This is a genomic window from Micromonospora sp. CNB394, from assembly GCF_000374985.1.
In the GTDB taxonomy this organism is placed as follows: domain Bacteria; phylum Actinomycetota; class Actinomycetes; order Mycobacteriales; family Micromonosporaceae; genus Micromonospora; species Micromonospora marina.
In genome coordinates this window covers 34,834-52,308 of record NZ_KB895842.1, presented here as the reverse complement: position 1 = coordinate 52,308, position 17,475 = coordinate 34,834, and the positions used below count along the sequence as shown (strand labels likewise).

Below are 17,475 nucleotides of genomic sequence, written 5' to 3'. Positions count from 1 at the left end.
CGTACTCAGTCGCCGTCCCACAGGGGTGATGTGTGATGCAGGTACGGGAAGCGATGTCCAGCGAGGTACTCGTGGTCGGGCCGGAGCACACGCTCCGGCAGGCGGCCCGGATGATGTCGGCCCGCGGTGTCGGGTCGGCGGTCGTGATCGACCCGGACTCCGAGGGGATCGGGATCATTACCGAACGCGATGTGCTGAAGGCGATCGGCGCCGGGCTCGACCCGGATGTCGAGCGCACCGGCGCCCATCTGACCTGGGACGTCGTCTACGCCGGCCCGGACTGGACGGTCGAGGAGGCAGCCGCGGCGATGGCCCGCGGCGGGTTCCGTCATCTTGTCGTGCTCGACGGCCGGGAGGCGGCGGGAGTGATCTCGGTACGGGACCTGATGCGGGTCTGGGCGGGTGAGCACGCGCCGACCCGTACCTGATTCCTCAGCGGCGCGAGCGGCGCCGGAGAAAGGGCGATGGCCCGGCCGATGTCGGCCGGGCCATCGTCGTTCTGTTCCGTTTCGGTCGTGCCCGCCCGTCAGGGGCCGACGAAGACCGAGGTGCCGCGCCAGTCCACGTCGTCGACGCCCGGACCGCTGCGCACCGTGGCGGAGCCGGTCGGCACACCGTCGGACCACGCCATCGAGGACAGGTTGCCGGTGCTCCGGGAGACGACGTAGAGCGTGTCGCCGTCCAGGAACAGGCCGCCCGCGTCGGCGAAGGCGGTGGTGCCGGTGACCGTGTTGCGCTCGGCGCCGACGGTGCCCGTGTCCGGCGTGAACCCGCGCCAGAACAGCGTGCTCTGACCGGCCAGCGAGTAGTAGATCCGTCCGGCCTTGTAGAACATCGCGGTCACGTTCGGCAGTTCCGCGGTAAAGTTGCTGGTCATGCCGGCGTAGGTGGAGCCCTCCGGCGCGGAGCCGGTGACGACCAGGTCCCACTTGGCGTCGTGGTACGGATCCAGCTTCTTCGGGGTGCCGAACTCGGTGCCGTCGAACGAGCGCTTGTAGAGGTCGCCGCCGACGCCGTAGAACAGGTCACCGCCGACCCAGAACGCGCCCTTGACGCCCGACCAGCGGGTGTTGTCCGCGTTCGGCACCGACATCGCGCTGCCGACCGCGGTCGCACCGTCGTACGAGCGCTTGATGATGCTGTCGACAGTGGTGGCCGGCGGCACCGGGGGCAGCTTGACGATCTCGATGCCCTGCACCAGCGGGTTCTCCAGGACGCGACCGAAGTCGATGTCGATGTTGCCGTCGCTGGTGATCGGGAACGCGCGCATGGTGCCCCGGTCGGTGGCGCCGGTCGCGGCGATCGGGTCGAAGTTGCTGAGCCTCACCACGCCGTCGACCGTCACGTTGAACTTACGCTTGCCGGCGGTGGCGGTGCCGGCCCAGCGGTTCGCCAGGTAGAGACGCACCTGCACCGGCGTGCCGGCCGGGACCGGGAAGTCCCACTGCATGTCCGGCGCGGTCGACTCGTCCCACCGCTCCGCGTTGAACAGCTCGACCGGCGTGCCCGACGGCACCGTGCCGTCGAGCGAGACGTTCGTCGGGTAGGTGGACGCCTGGTTGCCGGCGTTGTGGTGGGTGCTCGGCGCGGTGGCGGTGTCCGCGGCCCAGGCCGGGCCGCTCGGCGCGGCCAGCTGGTCGCCGCCCGCGTTGACCCGGTAGAGCACGTCGGAGGCGTCCGGCGTGGGCGCGGTCTTGACGATCTCAATGCCGTGCAGCAGCGGGTTCTGGAGCACCCGGCCGAAGTCGATGTCGACCACGCCGTCGCTGACCACCGAGATGGACTGCATGGTGCCGCGGTCGGTCCCGCCGGCGGCGGCGACCGGGTCGAAGTCGTTCAGCTTGAGCACGCCGTCGACGCTCACGTCGAACTTGCGGGCGCCCGGCTTGCTGGTGCCGGACCAGCGGTTGGCCATGTAGATCCGGACGTCGACCCGGGTGCCGGCGGCGACCGGGATGTCCCACTGCATGTCCGGCGCGGTCGACTCGTCCCACCGCTCCGTGTTGAACAGCGTGGCCGGCGTGCTCGCCGGCACGGTCGGGTCGAACGTCGCGTTAGTGGGGTAGCTGCTGGCCTGGTTGCCCGTGTTGTGGTACGGGCTGGGCTCGGTGGTGCTGTCGGCGGCCCAGTCCGGCCCGCCGTCGGTGGCCGGGATGGCCGGACCACCGGCGTTGACCCGGTAGAGCACCTCGGTCTGCGCCGCGCGACCGGCCTGGTAGACGTCGCCCGGCAGACCCTTGGTGCTGGTCGAGTGCGGGGTGTTGCCGCCGTCCAGCGGGAAGAAGGCGAGCCGCTTGCGCTGGTACTCGAAGTCGCCGATGTACTCCTGGTCGCTGCCGAGCCAGAGACCCTCCTGGGTCACCAGCATCTCGGTGACGCCGTAACCGCGCGGATGGCGGCCCGGGTTCCAGGACAGCGGCAGGCCGCTCACCGGGTCGAGCGCCGCGATGCTGGCCCGCGGCACCGCGCCCGGTCCGGCCTTGTCGCGGGCGAGCGGGTTGTTCGACCAGCGGAAGTGACCGCCGACGTAGACGGCCTTCTCGCTGATGCCGACGGAGAGGAAGGTGTCGCCGCCGCTGAAGTTCGTCCAGGTCGGCTTCTGGCCGTCGCCGGTGGCGGCGGTCTCCCAGCGGGCCGCGGAGTCGCAGAGCGTGCCCGGGTACGACGCGCCGGTGGTGACCACGACGAAGTACTTGCTGTCCGGGGAGAACTGGATGTCGCGCACCCAGGAGTCGAACGCGGAGTACTTGCAGGCCGCGGAGTAGCCGTCGGTGTTCCAGTCGGCGACGGTCGCCGAGCTTCCGCCCAGGTTGATCCGCACGATCTGGTCGTGCACGACGCCATCGGCCTTCTTGAAGTTGCCGATCGCCACGAGGTGCTTGCCGTCGGGGGAGACGGTGAACTTCTCCACGCCGACACCGGCCGAGGCGCCGTTGTTGGTCGGGGTCCAGTTGTGGTTCTCGGTCAGCGACACGGTGAGGTAGTCGTCCACCGCGCCGGTGGTCGGGTTGAGCGAGGCCAGCCCGTTGCGGGTGGTCGTCGCGGTCACCGTGGTGAAGATGCCGCCGACCAGCAGGTGGCCGTCGACGAGCGCGATGTCGTTGACGGTGCCGTTGAACGCCGGACCCTTGAACCCGTCGACGGGGGTGCCGTCCGCGACGTTCAGCAGGGCCAGCTTGCGGAAGTTCTTGTCACCGACCTTGTTGAACTTGCCGGCGACGTAGACCGTGCCCGGGGTCGGGCCGGCGACGACGGCGGTGACGTCACCGTCGAGCACCGGCGCGAACGCGTTGTCGATCTTGCCGGTCGCCTTGTCGAAGGCGAGGAGTCCGCGGCGCTCGACCGGGGTGGGTGAGGAACCCCGGTTCTGTGCCTTGGTGAACGAACCGCCGACGATCACCTTGCTGCCGGCGTCGTGGATGGCCACGACGTTGCCGTCGTTGATGTTCGGCGTCTTGTCCGAGGGCACCTCGCCGACCATCGTGTTGTGGTCGGGCGCGGGCACCGTGGCCGGCGCGGCGAGCGCCGGCACCGGTGTGAACAAGGTGGCGATGCCGAGCACGGCAGCGCCGAAGGCGGACACCGAGCGGTGTCTCAGGATCGAGGAAGCCACAGGCTACTCCGGGGGGAAACGTCGGAGGCGCTGCGATCGTGGTCGGTGCCGACATGAGGCGGGGCGTCACTCGACCGACCGCAGACGTGAGAGCAATACCTTCTCGCATTCGGCCGTCGCCCGTCCACCCGGGTCGACCCTTTTTGACCGAGGAAACGCACCGGGTTACACGAAAAGACGAGCGACGGTCAGCCCCCGGACACGGAGGGTGTTCCTGAGGAAACGCTCAGGTCGGGCAGCGGTGGCTGGAAGTACGGATCGGTCGCCATCTCCCGGAAGACCTGCTCGCTCTCCGGGTCGTCGCCGAACGTGCTGTCGTAGATGGGCTTCTCCGTCTGCCGGGCCGCGAAGTAGACCGCAGCCTTGATCTGCGGGTGCTTCTTCAGGTACGGACCGACTTCGCGCATCCAGTCGGCCCGCTGGCCCGGCCGCCCGTCCTGGGTCAGGCCGTACTCGCCGATGATGACCGGCCGCGGGTGCTTCTTGGCGAAGGCCATGAAGTGGTCCATGCGATTGGAGAAGCTGTTCCACTCCGGACTGGGGTAGACGTCCGCGCAGAGCCAGTCGACCTGGTCGTCGCCGGGGTAGTAGGCGGCGGCCCGGCGCTGCGGCTCGGCGAAGCCGTCCGCGTGCGGGCACCACACCCACCCGGCGTTTGTGACGCCCATCTCGGTGAAGATGCCGCGGACGTGCTTCCAGGCGGCGACGTAGTCCTCCGGCGAGTGCATGCTCGCGGCCAGGTTCGGCCGGTCCATCTCCCACCGGTAGCGCAGCAGCACCGGAACGCCGAACTCCTTGACGTCCTTCGCCCGCTCCCGGATCAGCGCGTCGTAGACGCCGCTGACGGTGGACCGGGTGTCGGTGCCCTGCCACGAGATCATCTGAAGCTTGCCCCGGCCCTGGAACAACTTCTCGGTGGCGCTCGGGAACGGCTCGTTCCACTCGTGGAACATGTGCGCGATGGCGAGCTTGCCGCCAGCCGCCCGGTTGAAGTCGTCGAACGCCGCGACCCGCCCGCTGGCGTTGTGGTACTGCGGCTTGACCCAGGTGCCGAGCCAGGCACCCTTCTCGGGTGGCTCCGGCCCGCGCCCGGTGGTGCGGACCGGGGCGGTCCGCGGTGTCACAGTCGGCGGCGGCAAAGCCGCAGCGGTCGTCTCGTCGGATCGCTCCGAGTCGATGTCACAGGCCGCCACCGCCGGCGCCAGGAAAGCCAGGCCCAGCACGGCAGCCATCGTCAGTCGTAACCGTCGTACCACCGCAACCTCTCCCCAGGATGGTCGCCGGCCACGGTATGAGGGCCCTGACGGATCCGCGGGGGCGGAGAGGCTCGCCGGGCCGGGCGGGCGACTCCTGGCACTCTACCCGTGACGCGGCGTTCAGGCGGGGTAGCCGAGTCGCGTCAGCAGCGGCTCGGCCTGAGCCATCACATCGGCCAGATCCTTTTCGGTCAGTCGCTGCCGCCAGCGGCTCACCGAGCCCGGCCGTGCCTTGGCGAAGCGGGCGTGCAGCGCCTCCCGTCCGGCCGGGTCACGGACCTCCAGGAAGTCGGCCACGACCTCGGCCGCCTCGGCCGGACGGGTGACGACGTCCTCGTACCGCAGGTGCCGCACCCGCTCCGCGGGCAGCTCGGCGAGCTGCGTGAGCGCACTGCCGGTGAACCGCCGCCACATCCAGGCCGACCGGCCCAGGTCGGAGACCTGCGTGAACTCGTCGCGCCGCTCCGGCTCCACCCAGAACCGGGGCGCGGCGCCCCACGGCGTACCGCCCCGGCCGCTGCGCCCGGTACCGGTGGACGCGGCGTTCAGCCAGGGCTGCTCGGCGTGCGACACCGCCACGTCCCGGCCGTCCCGGTAGACGTGCAGGAAGACCGCGTCCGGGAAGACCTCGGTCAGGAACGGCACGATGAAGCAGTTCTCCGGATCCTTCTCGGCGAAGCGCAGCCCGCCGTGCCCGGACGCGGCGAGCAGTGCCCCGTAGTAGCCGCGGAAGTAGCGGGCGGCCCGCTGCGGCGTCCAGCTTCCCTCGTAGACACAGCGGGCGACCGCCTTGGTCAGGCGCGGTTCGAAGTGGTACGACACGTCCGGCAGCGCGCCGACGCAACTGCCGAGGAACGTGGTGCCGGAGCGCGGGGCGCCCAGGATGAAGATCGGCCGCTCCACCTTCAGGGTGAGCCGGCGACCGCCCCCCTCCACCGGCCGTTCCAGCTCGCGGCGTTCCTTGCGGTCCGCCAGCAGTCCGACCGCGGCGAGCTTCGCGGCCTTCACGGTGGACAGGCCGGAGTGCGGGGCGAGGGGGGAGTCGCTTGTCATCGAAGGTCCCATCGGTGCGCAGGATCGGTCAGGACTGGGCTGCCGGGTCCGCCCCGGCCCGGTTGCGGCCACGGCGCAGGGCCCGCAGGGCGTCGAGGTGCAGGGCGCGCCGCCAGCGCCAGGCACCCGCCAGGTACGCGGCCAGCCCGGCGACCGTCACCAGCGCGAGCACCGGCGGACCGGCCCCGAGCAGCGTCGCCACGCCCAGCGGCAGGGCCAGCGCGACCAATGCCAGCGCCATCGCGGCCCGGGTGCCGGCACCGAACGGGTGCAGCCGCATCGACCACCAGAGCTGGGTCAGCGGTACCAGGTTGGTGACCAGGATGGAGACGGTCCAGGCCAGGGCCGCGCCGAGGATGCCGTGACGCGGGATGAGCACCAGGTTCCCGACCACGTTGAGCACGGTGCCGGCCATCGCGTTGTAGAACGTCCACGCGGTGCGCCCGGCCATGTTGAGCACCATGTCGACCATGCCGCAGCCGGTCGCCAGGAGCATGGTCAGCGCCAGCAGCACCACGACCCGGCGGCCGTCGCCGTACCCGGGTCCGAACAGCGCCAGCATCGGCGTGGCGAACGCCGCGAAGATCAGGTACGCGGGCCAGGAGAGCAGCACGAGCCAGCCGGTGGCGGCCTGGTAGAGCTGGCGCGCCTCGGCCCGGTCGTCGCGGGCGAACGCGGCGGCCAGCCGGTGCTGCACCGAGCTGGAGAGCGCGACGCTGGAAAGCTGACCCAGCGCCAGGAACCGGGTCGCGGCCGTGTAGACCGCCGCGTCCGCCGGCCCTCGCAACGCGCTGAGCAGCACGATGTCCAGCCGCTGCACGACGATCGCGGCCAGGCTGCTGATCGCGCGGGGCCCGGTGAACCGCCAGAACGGCCCGGCCAGCTCGCGTGCCGGCACCGGCCGGGTCACCTGCCGCCCGGCGCGGCCGACCAGCCGACTCAGCCAGAGCAGCGCGACCGCCGCGGCGATCAGGTACGGCACCGCCCAGGCCAGCGGCAGCGCGGCGGTGGCGGACAGGCCGAGCCAGGCGGCGACCGCCACACCCAGGAACTGCACGAGGGTGCGGCCGAGCCGCTCCACTGTCAGCAGCGGGCGCATCTGGCCGAAGCCGCGGCAGGCGGCGAGCGCGTAGTCGTTCAGCGCGGCCAGCGGCACGAACGCCAGCAGGATGCGCAGCGCGGTCACCGCCTCCGGCCCGGCCTCCGGCATGGTGGCCCGGGCCAGCGCCGGTGCGGCCAGCCAGCCGGCCACCCCGAGCAGCGTGCCGACCACGAGCACCGGCAGCAATCCGACCAGGACGGTGCCCCGGATCTGGTCGCGGCGGTCGAGCGTGCGCTGGCGGCTGACGAAGTAGACGGTGCCGACGTCGGTGCCGAGCCGGGCCGCCGACGCGGCGATCATGAACGCGCTGGTGGCCGCGAAGAACATGCCCGCCTCGCGGACCGACCAGCCGCGGGCGATGACGATGTTCAGGCCGAAGCCGGCCACCGCGGCCAGCCCGACCCCGACCAGGTTGGCGAAGCCCTGCCGGGCCGCGCCGCCCAGCCCCGCGCCCGGCCCGGGGGGCGGTGCGGTGAGCGTCGGGGTGCCGCCGGCGTCCGCCCGGGTCACCGCCGCCACGACGGCACGCGTCCCCACCACGCCGCCAGCCGATCGTCGTACGGCGCGAAGTGGTCCTCCAGCCGGGTGCGCAGCTCCGCCGACATGGGCGAACGGGAGCGCGAGTTGTGCTTGCCGAACGCGATGTCCGCCCAGCGGGGCAGTCCGAGGAAGTCGCAGACCGCGTCGAAGGAGGGACGCGGGTCGGCGAAGAAGTCGTCGCTGTCGATGACGTGCATGCGGTCCCGGCCGACGAGCGCCTCGAGGCGCTCCAGCTGCTCGATGTAGCGGCCCCGGGCCAGGTACGCGTTGTGCTGGAGGTGCTCGCTCGCGTACGACGCGGAGCTGATCATCCGCTCCCGCTCACCGGCCGTACGGGACTCCTCCAGCGCCAGCGCCCGCTCGAAGTCCGTCTCGGTCTCGTAGCCGCGAGCCAGCTCGTGCGAGTGCGCGGAGTAGGCGCGCTCCACCGGGTCACGCAGCAGCACCAGCAGCTTCACCGAGGGCAGGTCCCGGGCGATCCGCTGCCCGGCCAGCGGGTGGAACATGTAGTAGGGGCTGGACTCGCCGGTGATCCCGCGTACCCCGATCTGGGCCTTCACCGCCTCGGCCTTGCCGGTGGTGGGGAAGTGCCCGAGGTACCAGCTCATCCCCCGGTGGTAGTCCATGTCGAAGTAGTGCACGCCCTTGTGGTAGGCGGGCGGCAGCACACCGGGATGCTGCGAGAGCGTCTTGAACAGCGAGGTGGTGCCGCAGCGCTGCGCCCCCACGATCAGGAATCCCGGCACCAACCGCGAACCGGCGGTCAACCGGCCGACCGTCCGGCTCACCGACTTCACCGCGCGGAGCGCCTGCTCCTTGGCCACCGTCACGTCCCCACTCCTCACTCTCACCCGGCCCGGCGGGCCAGATGTTCCTCGACGGCGGGCAGCAGCCAGGTGTCGACGTGCCCCAGTCGCGCACCCGCCTCCGCCTGCCGGTCCCGCAGGTAGCGCGCCGCCAGCTCCACCAGATAGAGCACGGCGACCAGATCGGCGCCCCCGCCGGTCTGGTCGAACGGCGCCAGGGTGGCCCCGGCGCCGGCGATCAGCGCCCGGGCCGCCTCGACCGGCTCCACCCCGTCGTGGCTCATCGCGCCCTGCACCGCCAGGTGCAGCGCGTCGTACCCGGCCGGCACGTCCGGCTCGAACCGCTCCCAGTCCCAGACCAGCACCCGGCCGTCGGCCAGGACCGCGCTGTTGCCGCCGTTCCAGTCCCCGTGCCACGCGCCGAAGGCCACCACCGGGTCGGCGTCCGCGACGGACTTCAGCGCCGCGCGCAGCCGCCCGGCCTCCGGCCGGGGTCCGAGCGCGTCCACCGCCGCGGTGAGCCGGGCCGCGTGCCCGCTGCCCGCCCACGACTGCCGGCGTACGCCGAGACACCCGGCGACCGCCACCATGGCCGCGCGTTCGGCCGCCGCCGCGGCGGCCGGGGCGGCCCGGGGCAGCCGCACCGGAAGCGCCTCCTGCACGAGCAGCGCGTGGCCGTGCCAGTCGCCGTGATGGCGTACCCCGGCCGGCACCACCGGCCCGAGCGGCACGTCGGCGAGGCGGCGCAACGCCTCCGCCTCCGCGTGCACCAGCGCGCGGGTCAGCGGGTCGACGCCGAGCTTGGCGTACCCGAGGGCCCGGCCGTCCGGGGCGAGCAGTTGCAGCACCGGCTTGCGGTTCGCCCGGGCCGGCCCGATGTGCAGGCTCACGAGCGCCGGCTCACCCAGCACCTCGGCCAGGTACGCGTCCAGTCCGCCGCCGTCGACCACGAGCCGGTCGCGGAACACCAGCGGGCCCAGCCCGAGCCGGAACGCGGTGGCCAGCCCCTGCCGGACCAGCTTGGCCTTGCGGCCGACCGCCTCGGTGGAGTGCCGGACCGCGCTCGCCGCCGCCCGGCCCGAGCCGGTCGGCACGAGCAGCCGGGGGCGGGACGCCGACGGCACCACCACCCAGCCGGCGCCGCCGCGGCGCAGGCTGGGCTCGGCCGGCGCGGGCCAGATCAGCCCGGCCAGTTCACCGAGGTACGCGGCACGGCCGTCGCCGTCCGGGGGAACGCGGAACACCATCAGTGGTCACCGCTCTTTTCCAGGCGGGCCCGTAGCCCGGCGATCGTGCCCCGGGGTGCCTCCGGCGCGATCGACCGGCGTATCCGGTCGTTGCGGGCCAGCAGGGCGACCGTGATCAGGGCGTAGGCGAGTGTCGCTTCCATCGCACCGTAGGTGAACTGGAAGAACAGCATGAGGATGAGCACGAGGGTGCCGGCGATCCCGATCGCGCTGTGGTCGCGTCGGTAGCGCCAGATGCAGTAGAGGAAGAAGGCGTTGTAGCAGATGGCGCCGACCCAGCCCTGCCCGACGAGCAGCGCCCAGACCTGGCCGTTGCTGCCCAGTTCCCGGTTGCCGCACTGCTTGCAGTCCTCGGACTTGCCGATGGCGATGGACCGGTTGCTGCCGATCAACGCCCGGTTGCCGCCGTACCCGAGGACCGGCGAGTGGTTGGCCGCGGTCACCGCGCCCTGGGACAGCGTGGTCCGGATGTCGTCGCTGTGCCCGTTCGCGAGGCGTTCGTCGAAGGTGCGGCCGAGCGGTGTGGCGACGATCAGCACCCCGATCAGCCCGACCGCCAGGGCGAGCCCGCCGAGCACCACCATCCGGCCGCGCAGCGCGAGCCGCAGCGCGACGTACGCGGCGGCGATGCCGAGGCCGATCCACAGGCCGCGGTTCAGCGAGTAGACGATCGGGAAGATCGCGGCCAGGGCGATCGCCACGCCCGCGGTGCGGCGCAGCGGCTTGCCCAGTACGACCCAGCCGACGATCAGCCAGACCAGCAGGATCGCTGTGTTCTGGCCCCAGGAGTTCGTGTAGGTGAACGGCGCGGACGGGCGGGGCGAGCTGGCCTCCCCCTCGATCACCTGCTGCACCTGGGCGAACTTGATCTCCATGAGCGAGGTGACGTACGGGTGACCGGCGATCGACTGGGGCAGGACGGCACGCAGCGGCGCGACGAACGTGAGGTTCGGGAACAGCGAGCCGATCCAGCCGCCGAGCACCACCACCACGCCCATGAACCCGAACAGCCGGACCATCCGGCGCTGGGACAGCTCCCGCTCCCGCAGGTTGTAGACGTAGAGCATGGTCACGGTCATGGCGACGTAGTTGGCGAGCCGGATGCCCCAGCCGATGTACTTGCCGCTGCCGCCGGGTGGCAGCGTGTTCGGCGCGGTCAGGTCGAGGGTGAGCACGGACAGGAACACCCACAGCAGCAGGATCATCCAGATCCCGAAGCCGGGCGGCACCCGGACCGGGCCCCGCTTGCGCATCTGCGCCACCATCGGGACCGCGAAGATGACGAAGACGAAGCTCGACACGCCGAGCACCCACCACAACGGGTACAGCAGGAAGACCGAGATCAGCGGCCATGCCGTCGGCAGCCGCCACGACCAGCTCTCCGGCCGTACCGGCACCGGCCGCAGGCGGTTCCCGTTCGGCGGCGAGACCGCCCCGACCGGGACCGTCCCGCGCGCGGTGCGGGGCGGGGTGGCGGTGCTCATTTCACGGAGACCTTGGCGGTGGTCGGCGCGTAGATCACCCACGCGTTGCCGGGCTGGGGGCGCAGGAGGTCACCGCCGTTGTCGGCGATCGTGCAGATCATGCCCAGGCCGGGCTTGCGCCACCGGCCCTTCGCGCTGTTCGGCCCGGACACCGCAAGCGCCGCGCCCTCACCGAAGACGTTCGCCGAGGGCAGCGAGCGCGGGGACGGATTGCGGACGTCCAGCGTGCGGTATTCCATCGTCAGCACGATGACGGAGGCGGCGGTCACGGTGACCTTGCCGACCTTGCCGACCCAGACGGACTTCGCCTGGTCGTACCGCCAGACCATCGGCGGGCCGCCGGAGACGGTGACGGTGAGTTCGGCGGCCGGCACGAGGTCACGGACGGCGAGCGCGTCGCCCTCGTCGGCGTGGTCGAGCGGCGGGGTGGGCGGCTGGCCGCCCTTCGGGGCGGCTTTGAGCAGCGCGGCGGTCGACGTGTAGTCGCCGGAGAAGACCTTGCTGTCGTCGTCGGGCGTGACGCCGCCGAGATCGGAGTTCTCGAACTGGGTGAGGAAGCCGGTGGGGCCGCCGTCGTAGCCGACGAACGGACGCAGCACCGCGAGCGACCGGATGTCGACCGGCCGGATCTCGGTGACCGGGCCGATCTTGGTGGCGTCCCTGGAGTGGAACACGGCGGTCAGGTGCAGCGTGTCGGACTCGGCGAACTCGGCGTAGACCAGGTCGGCCGCGTCCAGGCCGGCCGGGGTGGTCGCGGGGCTCACCCGCAGCGGCACCGCGACCGCCTGGCGGGTGGCAGCGGCCGGGGTGCTCACCGGCGCACCGGTGAGCGGGCCGGTGGGCAGGGTCGGCGAGGCACTGGCCGCGGACGGCGAGGCGGTGGCGTCGCCCGGGTCCACCACCTTGATGTTGCCCGGCTCGGGCTCGGGCTCGCTGCACCCGGTCCCGACGCCGAGGACGACGGCGGGGGCGATGGCGGCGCGGAGCATCTGCCGGCGGTTCACCCCAGATCCTCGCCGGAGTCGAGGGCGTAGCTACGGCCGTCGCCGTCACCCCGGGAGCGGTAGGTGCCGCCGGTGCCGTTGAGCGGCACGGGCTTGCCCGGCGTGCCCTGGTTGCCCGGCGTGCCCGGGGTGCCGGGGTTGGCCGGTGGGGTGGCCTTGCCCGGGGCCGGCTTGGCCGGGCCGGGACGGGACGACTGCATACGCGGCAGCACCATCGTCGACTCGGCGGACGGGCCGGGGCTCGGCCGGGGCTTGGGCCGGTTGGCCGGTGCCGCCGGGGCGCTCGCCGCGCCCGCTGTGCCCGCGGCACCCGAGCTGCCTGAGGACGCCGGGCGCGCGGCGCCGGCCGCCGGTGCGGGCAGGCGCGGGGCCAGCACGGCACCGATCACCGGGGCATTGACCTGCTCGAACTGCTGCAATGCGGCGGTGATCTCGCCGCTACGGGTCTTGCCCGCCTCGGCCACCATGATCACGGCGTCGACGTACCGGCCCAGGGCCTGGGCCTCCACGGCGAACGTGGGCTGCGCGGTCTCGATGATCACGTGGTCGAAGCGCGCGGACAGCTCGTGCAGGATCTCCAGCAGCCCGGCGACCGGCAGCTCGACCTCCGCGTCCAGGTCGCCGGGCACCAGCACCCGGAGCTGGCCCAGCCCCGGCACCGGCGCGAGCGCCTTGAGCGGCGGCACGTCGCGGCGCAGCACCGAGGCCAGGTTGTGCCGCCCCTCGGCCACGCCGGTGATGGTGCCCACCGTCGAGTCGGGCTTGGTGGTGATCAGCGCGACCTGCTGGCCGGTGCGGGCGTACGCGGCGGCGAGGTTGGCGGCGACGAACCCGGCGGCGGTGCCGGCCGAGGCGTCGCAGATCAGCAGCTGGCGGCCGCGTCCGCCCTGTGCCGGTTCGGGCACGGCGGACAGCAGCACGTTGCGCAGCCGGCCCAGCTCGCGGGAGACCCGGTGCGTGGCCGGCAGGACGGCGAGCGATGGCGTGCGGACCGGCAGCTCCAGCAGCAGCGGCAGGCCGACCCGGTCGGCGATGTCACGGCCGCGCCGGATCCGGGTGTCGAGCCGGTCCAGCACCAGCGCGAGCACGATGCCGAGCAACAGGCCCGCGCCCATGCCGCTGGCGAGGTTGAGCGTGCGGTTCGGCGAGCTGGGCGAGTCGGGCAGCCGGGCGTCGGAGATGATCTCGCCGGGGTCGGAGCCGGCCGACACCAGCGGGCTGAGCCGGTTGTTCAGGCTGGTGATCTGGCTGGTCAGGACGTTCCGCTCGGCCTCGGCCCGCTCCCGCTCGGGCGAGTTCGACGGCGCCGCCGCGATCCGGCCGGCGACCGCGCTGAGCTCCTTGTTCAGGTCGGCGATCTGCTGCTTGAGCGCGTTGGTCTCGTTCTCCAGCGTCTTCTGCGCGGTGGCCTTGCGCAGGTCCAGGTACGCCTGGGCGAACGCGTGCGAGCCCGACTGGGCGCCCTCGGGGCTGTTCGCCTCGTACGCCACCTGGAGGATCTGGCTGTTCGGCGGAACCTTGACGGTCACCGACTTGACGAGCTGGTCGGCCCCGGTGTCGACCTTCATCAGCGCCTTGGCACGCTCGGCCACCACCAGGGAGCGGACCACCTGGGCCTCGGTGTCGAGGTTGACCTTGGCGTTGGGGTTGCTCTCCGCGCCCGAGCCGAGCGGGCGCACCAGCAGCGACGTGGTCGAGGTGTAGCGGGCCTCCTGGATCTGGCTCAGCGCCAGTCCGCCGCCCAGGCCGAGGGCCGCGGCGAGCAGCAGGATCCACCAGCGGCGGCGCAGCCAGCCCAGGTAGGCCATCAGGGCAAGACCGTCGGCATCGCTCTCGGCCAAATGGGGTGAGGGCATCAGAGTCTGTCGCTCCCTTTCGACCGAGCCGGGCAGTCCACGGCACAGCTGGACCTGACCGTGGCCTTGAGTGTCCCCGATCCGAACGACGAGGGAAAGTCTGCTCACGTTCCGGTAAGCCTGCCCGGGTGTGGGCAGCCCGCGTGGAAATGGCCGATCGGCGCTGACCATTCGGCGGGTTTCCCGGCGTCGGGCCCGACCTGCCCCCGGACAAGCCGGCGTCGCCGACGGCTCTCGTGCGGAGCGGTGACGGAATCCTGACACATCTCACTTTCTTCTGGTGGCCCGCCCCGGCGGGCCCGGCGCACATCGGGCTGACCTGGACGGCGGCCGGTCGATGCACATCCCAGTGACGGGAATCAGGAGGCGAGCCGACCGGCGCGTCAGGATCCGTCCAATGGCCCCTTCAGTTGCCCAGGGGCGCGCCAGTAGGTTGTCAGGGCGCGTCCGAGGGGCTTTCACAAAAATCCGGACGCGTCATCCGCGTACGGGAGGAAGTTTGTGGTGAGCGGGTCAACCGAGGACTCGGGGCAGGTCCTGCTGGTGGGTTCCAGTGGCGGGCACCTGGCCCAGCTCCTGGCCCTGGAACCGTGGTACCGGGATCGGCGCCGCGCATGGGTAACGTTCGACACCCCCGACGCGCGCTCGCTGCTCACCGGTGAGGACGTGGTCTGGGCGCACCATCCCACCACGCGCAACATCAAGAACCTGGTACGCAACGCGTTCCTCGCGCTGAAGGTGATCCGCCGGCGTCAGGTCGACGCGGTGGTCACGACCGGCGCCGGAGTCGCCCTGCCGTTCGTGGTGGCGGCCCGCATGCGCAAGATCCCGACGGTCTACATCGAGGTATACGACCGGATCGACAGCGCGACGCTCACCGCCCGGCTCTGCCGTCCCTTCCTCTCCGCGATGCTCGTGCAGTGGGACGAGCAGCGCCGGATGTACCCGGAGGCCACCGTCGTGGGGAACCTCCTGTGATCCCCCGGCAGCGGGACCGGCGTTCCGCGGCGCCGTACGTGCTGGTCGTGGTCGGCACCGACGTGCACCGCTTCGACCGGCTGGTCGGCTGGCTGGAGCGCTGGCACGCGGCCCGGCCCGAGGTCCGGCTGGTCCTCCAGTACGGCCACAGCCGCACCCCGGCCCTGCCCGAGGCCACCCCCTTCCTCGGCCACGAGGAACTCCAGCGGGCGATGGCGGAGGCGACGCTCGTGGTCAGCCACGGCGGCCCGGCCACCATCACCGAGGCCCGGCGCAACGGCCACCTGCCGATCGTGGTGCCCCGCGACCCGTCGCACGACGAGCACGTCGACAACCACCAGCAGCTGTTCTCCCGCCGTCTCGGCGCGGCCGGCATGGTCCGGCTGTGCGAGTCCGAGGCCGAGCTGCTCGCCGCGCTGGACGAAGGGCTGGCCGACCCGAGCCGGTTCGTCCTGGCCGCCGACCCGGGCCGCCCGGACCCGCGCGCCGAGGCGGTCGCCCGCGTCGGCGCGGTGATCGACGATCTGGTGGCCCGCCGGGTACGGCAGCGAGCCGTCGGGCGTCGCGGATGAGCGCCGCGGATCCGGCACCGCCGCGGGTCCTCTTCGTCGGCGGCCTCGGCCGCAGCGGTTCCACGCTGCTGGAACTGCTGTTGGCGCAGAGCGCCGACGTGTGCGCCGTGGGTGAGGTGGTGCACCTGTGGGAGCGGGCGCTCGGCGCCGACGAGCGGTGCGGCTGCGGTGAGCGGTTCACCGCCTGCCCGTTCTGGCGGCAAGTCGGCGACCAGGCGTTCGGCGGCTGGGCCGCGGTCGACCGGGACGACGTGCTGGCGCTCAAGGACCGCGTCGACCGGACCCGGCACATCCCCCGGCTCGCCAAGGAGGCGCTCCCGCCGGAGCAGCTGGCCGACGTCCGCCGCTACGCCGACCTGTACACCCGGATCTACCGGGCCGCGCTGTCGGTGACCGGCGCCCGGGTGGTGGTGGACTCCAGCAAGCACGCCTCGCTCGCCTTCGCGTTGCGCTGGGCCGAAGGGCTGGACCTGCGGGTGCTGCACCTGGTCCGGGACAGCCGGGCGGTGGCGTACTCGTGGGGCAAGCAGGTGCGCCGCCCCGAGGTGGTCGACGGCGAGGACTTCATGCCCACCTTCTCGCCGTTCGAGGTGAGCAAGCTGTGGACCGCGCAGAACGCGGCGTTCCACCTGCTCGCCTCCCGGGCGAAGGTGCTGCGGCTGCGGTACGAGGACTTCACCGCGGACCCGGCCGGCACCGTCGGCCGGGTGCGGGACTTCGCCGGCCTGCCGGACGACCCGGCGGCGCTGCGCATCCTGTCCGGAGCTGACGACACCGGCGCGGCGCCCGCACCGGCCGCGCCGTTCCGCGCGCACAGCGTCGCCGGCAACCCGCTGCGGTTCAGCGGCGGGCCGTTGACGGTACGCCGGGACGAGGCGTGGCGGGACCGCCTGCCGCGCCGTAGCCGTGCCGTGGTCAGCCTGGCCACGCTTCCCCTGCGGGTCCGCTACGGCTATCTGGGCCAGCGGGGATCCGACGAGTCCGTGGAGAGAGCATGAGTGGTCCGAGCATCTCCGTCGTCGTACCGACGCGGGACCGTCCGGAGCTGCTGCGTGCGGCGCTCGACGCGATCCTCAGCCAGGCGCACCCGGGCCTGATCGAGGCGATCGTGGTCTACGACCAGTCCGAGCCGGACCGGTCGCTGGAGACCGACCGGGGTGACCGCCGGATTCGGGTGGTCACCAACACCCGTACCGCCGGGCTGGCCGGCGCGCGCAACACCGGCATCGAGGCCGCCACCGGCGACTGGGTGGCGTTCTGCGACGACGACGACGAGTGGCTGCCGGGCAAGCTGGCTGCCCAGTTCGGGGCGCTCGACGTGCATCCGGACGGCGCGCTGGTGAGCTGCGGCATCCGGGTCAGCTACGACGACCGTACGGTGGACCGCTCGCTGGACCGGGCCCGGATCTCGCTGGAGGCGCTGCTGCGGGACCGGCTCACCGAGCTGCACCCGTCCACGTTCCTGATCCGCCGGGCCGCGCTGCTGGACGCGATCGGGCTGGTGGACGAGCAGATCCCGGGCAGCTACGCGGAGGACTACGAGTTCCTGCTCCGGGCCGCCCGCTACGCCCCGCTGGTAAATGTGGAGAGCCCGTACGTGCTGGTCCGCTGGCACAAGCGGTCCTACTTCGCGCAGCGCTGGGAGACCATCTCGACCGCGTTGCAGTGGCTGCTGCGCCGCTACCCGGAGTTCGCCACGGTGCCGCACGGCGAGGCGCGGGTCGCCGGGCAGATCGCCTTCGCGCAGGCGGCCATGGGCAACCGGCGCGACGCGGTCCGCTGGGCCCGGCGCACGCTGGCCCGCAACCCGAAGGAGCCGCGCGCCTACCTGGCGCTGGCGGTGGCGAGCCGGGCGGTGCAGGCCGACCGGGTGCTGCGCACGCTGCACAAGCGCGGCCGGGGCATCTGAGCCGTACGCGTGACGGGCGGGCGACCGAGGTCGCCCGCCCGTCGTCGTTGCGCTG

The 17,475-nt window shown here is 72.5% G+C and carries 14 protein-coding genes; 5 read left to right on the top strand and 9 right to left on the bottom strand.

Annotated features, from left to right (window positions below):
• Nucleotides 1-35: 35 nt before the first annotated feature.
• A complete protein-coding gene (locus tag C569_RS0119400) occupies nt 36-428 on the top strand; it encodes a cyclic nucleotide-binding/CBS domain-containing protein (RefSeq protein WP_018787431.1) in 393 nt (130 codons plus the stop codon).
• 98 nt (nt 429-526) lie between these two features.
• Here the strand turns inward: C569_RS0119400 and C569_RS0119395 are convergent, their stop codons facing one another.
• From C569_RS0119395 to C569_RS0119355, 9 genes are all read right to left on the bottom strand, one after another.
• Nucleotides 527-3,613: a malectin domain-containing carbohydrate-binding protein gene (locus tag C569_RS0119395; RefSeq protein ID WP_026268371.1), complete on the bottom strand. Its 3,087-nt coding sequence runs from the start codon at nt 3,611-3,613 to the stop codon at nt 527-529.
• A gap of 188 nt (nt 3,614-3,801) precedes the next feature.
• A complete protein-coding gene (locus C569_RS0119390) occupies nt 3,802-4,845 on the bottom strand; it encodes a glycoside hydrolase family 26 protein (RefSeq protein WP_026268370.1) in 1,044 nt (347 codons plus the stop codon).
• Nucleotides 4,846-4,989: 144 nt separating this feature from the next.
• On the bottom strand, nt 4,990-5,922 hold the full coding sequence (locus C569_RS0119385; protein WP_018787428.1) for a sulfotransferase: 933 nt from the start codon (nt 5,920-5,922) through the stop codon (nt 4,990-4,992).
• A 28-nt stretch (nt 5,923-5,950) separates the two neighbouring features.
• A complete protein-coding gene (locus C569_RS0119380; protein ID WP_018787427.1) occupies nt 5,951-7,564 on the bottom strand; it encodes a polysaccharide biosynthesis C-terminal domain-containing protein in 1,614 nt (537 codons plus the stop codon).
• Nucleotides 7,531-8,394: a sulfotransferase gene (locus C569_RS0119375; RefSeq protein WP_018787426.1), complete on the bottom strand. Its 864-nt coding sequence runs from the start codon at nt 8,392-8,394 to the stop codon at nt 7,531-7,533. Before C569_RS0119375 ends, C569_RS0119380 begins: the two co-directional genes overlap by 34 nt.
• A 17-nt stretch (nt 8,395-8,411) precedes the next feature.
• Complete coding sequence (locus C569_RS0119370; protein ID WP_018787425.1) at nt 8,412-9,617, bottom strand: hypothetical protein; 1,206 nt, start codon at nt 9,615-9,617, stop codon at nt 8,412-8,414.
• Nucleotides 9,617-11,101, bottom strand: a complete 1,485-nt coding sequence (locus C569_RS0119365) for an O-antigen ligase (protein ID WP_018787424.1) — start codon at nt 11,099-11,101, stop codon at nt 9,617-9,619. The genes C569_RS0119370 and C569_RS0119365 overlap by 1 nt, the downstream gene beginning before the upstream one ends.
• Entirely contained in the window at nt 11,098-12,105 is a 1,008-nt protein-coding gene (locus C569_RS0119360; RefSeq protein WP_018787423.1) for a DUF3048 domain-containing protein, read from the bottom strand. The genes C569_RS0119365 and C569_RS0119360 overlap by 4 nt, the downstream gene beginning before the upstream one ends.
• Nucleotides 12,102-13,961 (bottom strand): Wzz/FepE/Etk N-terminal domain-containing protein, encoded by a 1,860-nt coding sequence (locus tag C569_RS0119355; RefSeq protein WP_026268369.1) that lies wholly within the window; start codon nt 13,959-13,961, stop codon nt 12,102-12,104. The genes C569_RS0119360 and C569_RS0119355 overlap by 4 nt, the downstream gene beginning before the upstream one ends.
• A gap of 501 nt (nt 13,962-14,462) precedes the next feature.
• On the opposite strand from C569_RS0119355, the gene C569_RS0119350 reads away from it, so the two are divergent.
• From C569_RS0119350 to C569_RS0119335, 4 genes are read left to right on the top strand one after another with little or no spacing between them, the layout of a single operon-like run.
• Nucleotides 14,463-14,939 (top strand): polysaccharide biosynthesis protein, encoded by a 477-nt coding sequence (locus C569_RS0119350; RefSeq protein WP_018787421.1) that lies wholly within the window; start codon nt 14,463-14,465, stop codon nt 14,937-14,939.
• Nucleotides 14,936-15,511, top strand: coding sequence for a glycosyltransferase (locus tag C569_RS0119345; RefSeq protein WP_018787420.1), 576 nt, complete (start codon nt 14,936-14,938; stop codon nt 15,509-15,511). Before C569_RS0119350 ends, C569_RS0119345 begins: the two co-directional genes overlap by 4 nt.
• Entirely contained in the window at nt 15,508-16,509 is a 1,002-nt protein-coding gene (locus tag C569_RS0119340; protein ID WP_018787419.1) for a sulfotransferase, read from the top strand. Before C569_RS0119345 ends, C569_RS0119340 begins: the two co-directional genes overlap by 4 nt.
• Nucleotides 16,506-17,420, top strand: coding sequence for a glycosyltransferase family 2 protein (locus C569_RS0119335; RefSeq protein WP_018787418.1), 915 nt, complete (start codon nt 16,506-16,508; stop codon nt 17,418-17,420). Before C569_RS0119340 ends, C569_RS0119335 begins: the two co-directional genes overlap by 4 nt.
• Nucleotides 17,421-17,475: the final 55 nt, after the last annotated feature.

What these genes read in the sequence shown, in the direction of transcription:
- C569_RS0119340 (WP_018787419.1), top strand. Translation starts at nt 15,508, where the DNA reads ATGAGCGCCGCGGATCCGGCACCGCCGCGGGTCCTCTTCGTCGGCGGC.
- C569_RS0119355 (WP_026268369.1), bottom strand. Translation starts at nt 13,961, where the DNA reads ATGCCCTCACCCCATTTGGCCGAGAGCGATGCCGACGGTCTTGCCCTG.
- C569_RS0119385 (WP_018787428.1), bottom strand. Translation starts at nt 5,922, where the DNA reads ATGACAAGCGACTCCCCCCTCGCCCCGCACTCCGGCCTGTCCACCGTG.
- C569_RS0119335 (WP_018787418.1), top strand. Translation starts at nt 16,506, where the DNA reads ATGAGTGGTCCGAGCATCTCCGTCGTCGTACCGACGCGGGACCGTCCG.
- C569_RS0119365 (WP_018787424.1), bottom strand. Translation starts at nt 11,101, where the DNA reads ATGAGCACCGCCACCCCGCCCCGCACCGCGCGCGGGACGGTCCCGGTC.
- C569_RS0119400 (WP_018787431.1), top strand. Translation starts at nt 36, where the DNA reads ATGCAGGTACGGGAAGCGATGTCCAGCGAGGTACTCGTGGTCGGGCCG.
- C569_RS0119390 (WP_026268370.1), bottom strand. Translation starts at nt 4,845, where the DNA reads ATGGCTGCCGTGCTGGGCCTGGCTTTCCTGGCGCCGGCGGTGGCGGCC.
- C569_RS0119370 (WP_018787425.1), bottom strand. Translation starts at nt 9,617, where the DNA reads ATGGTGTTCCGCGTTCCCCCGGACGGCGACGGCCGTGCCGCGTACCTC.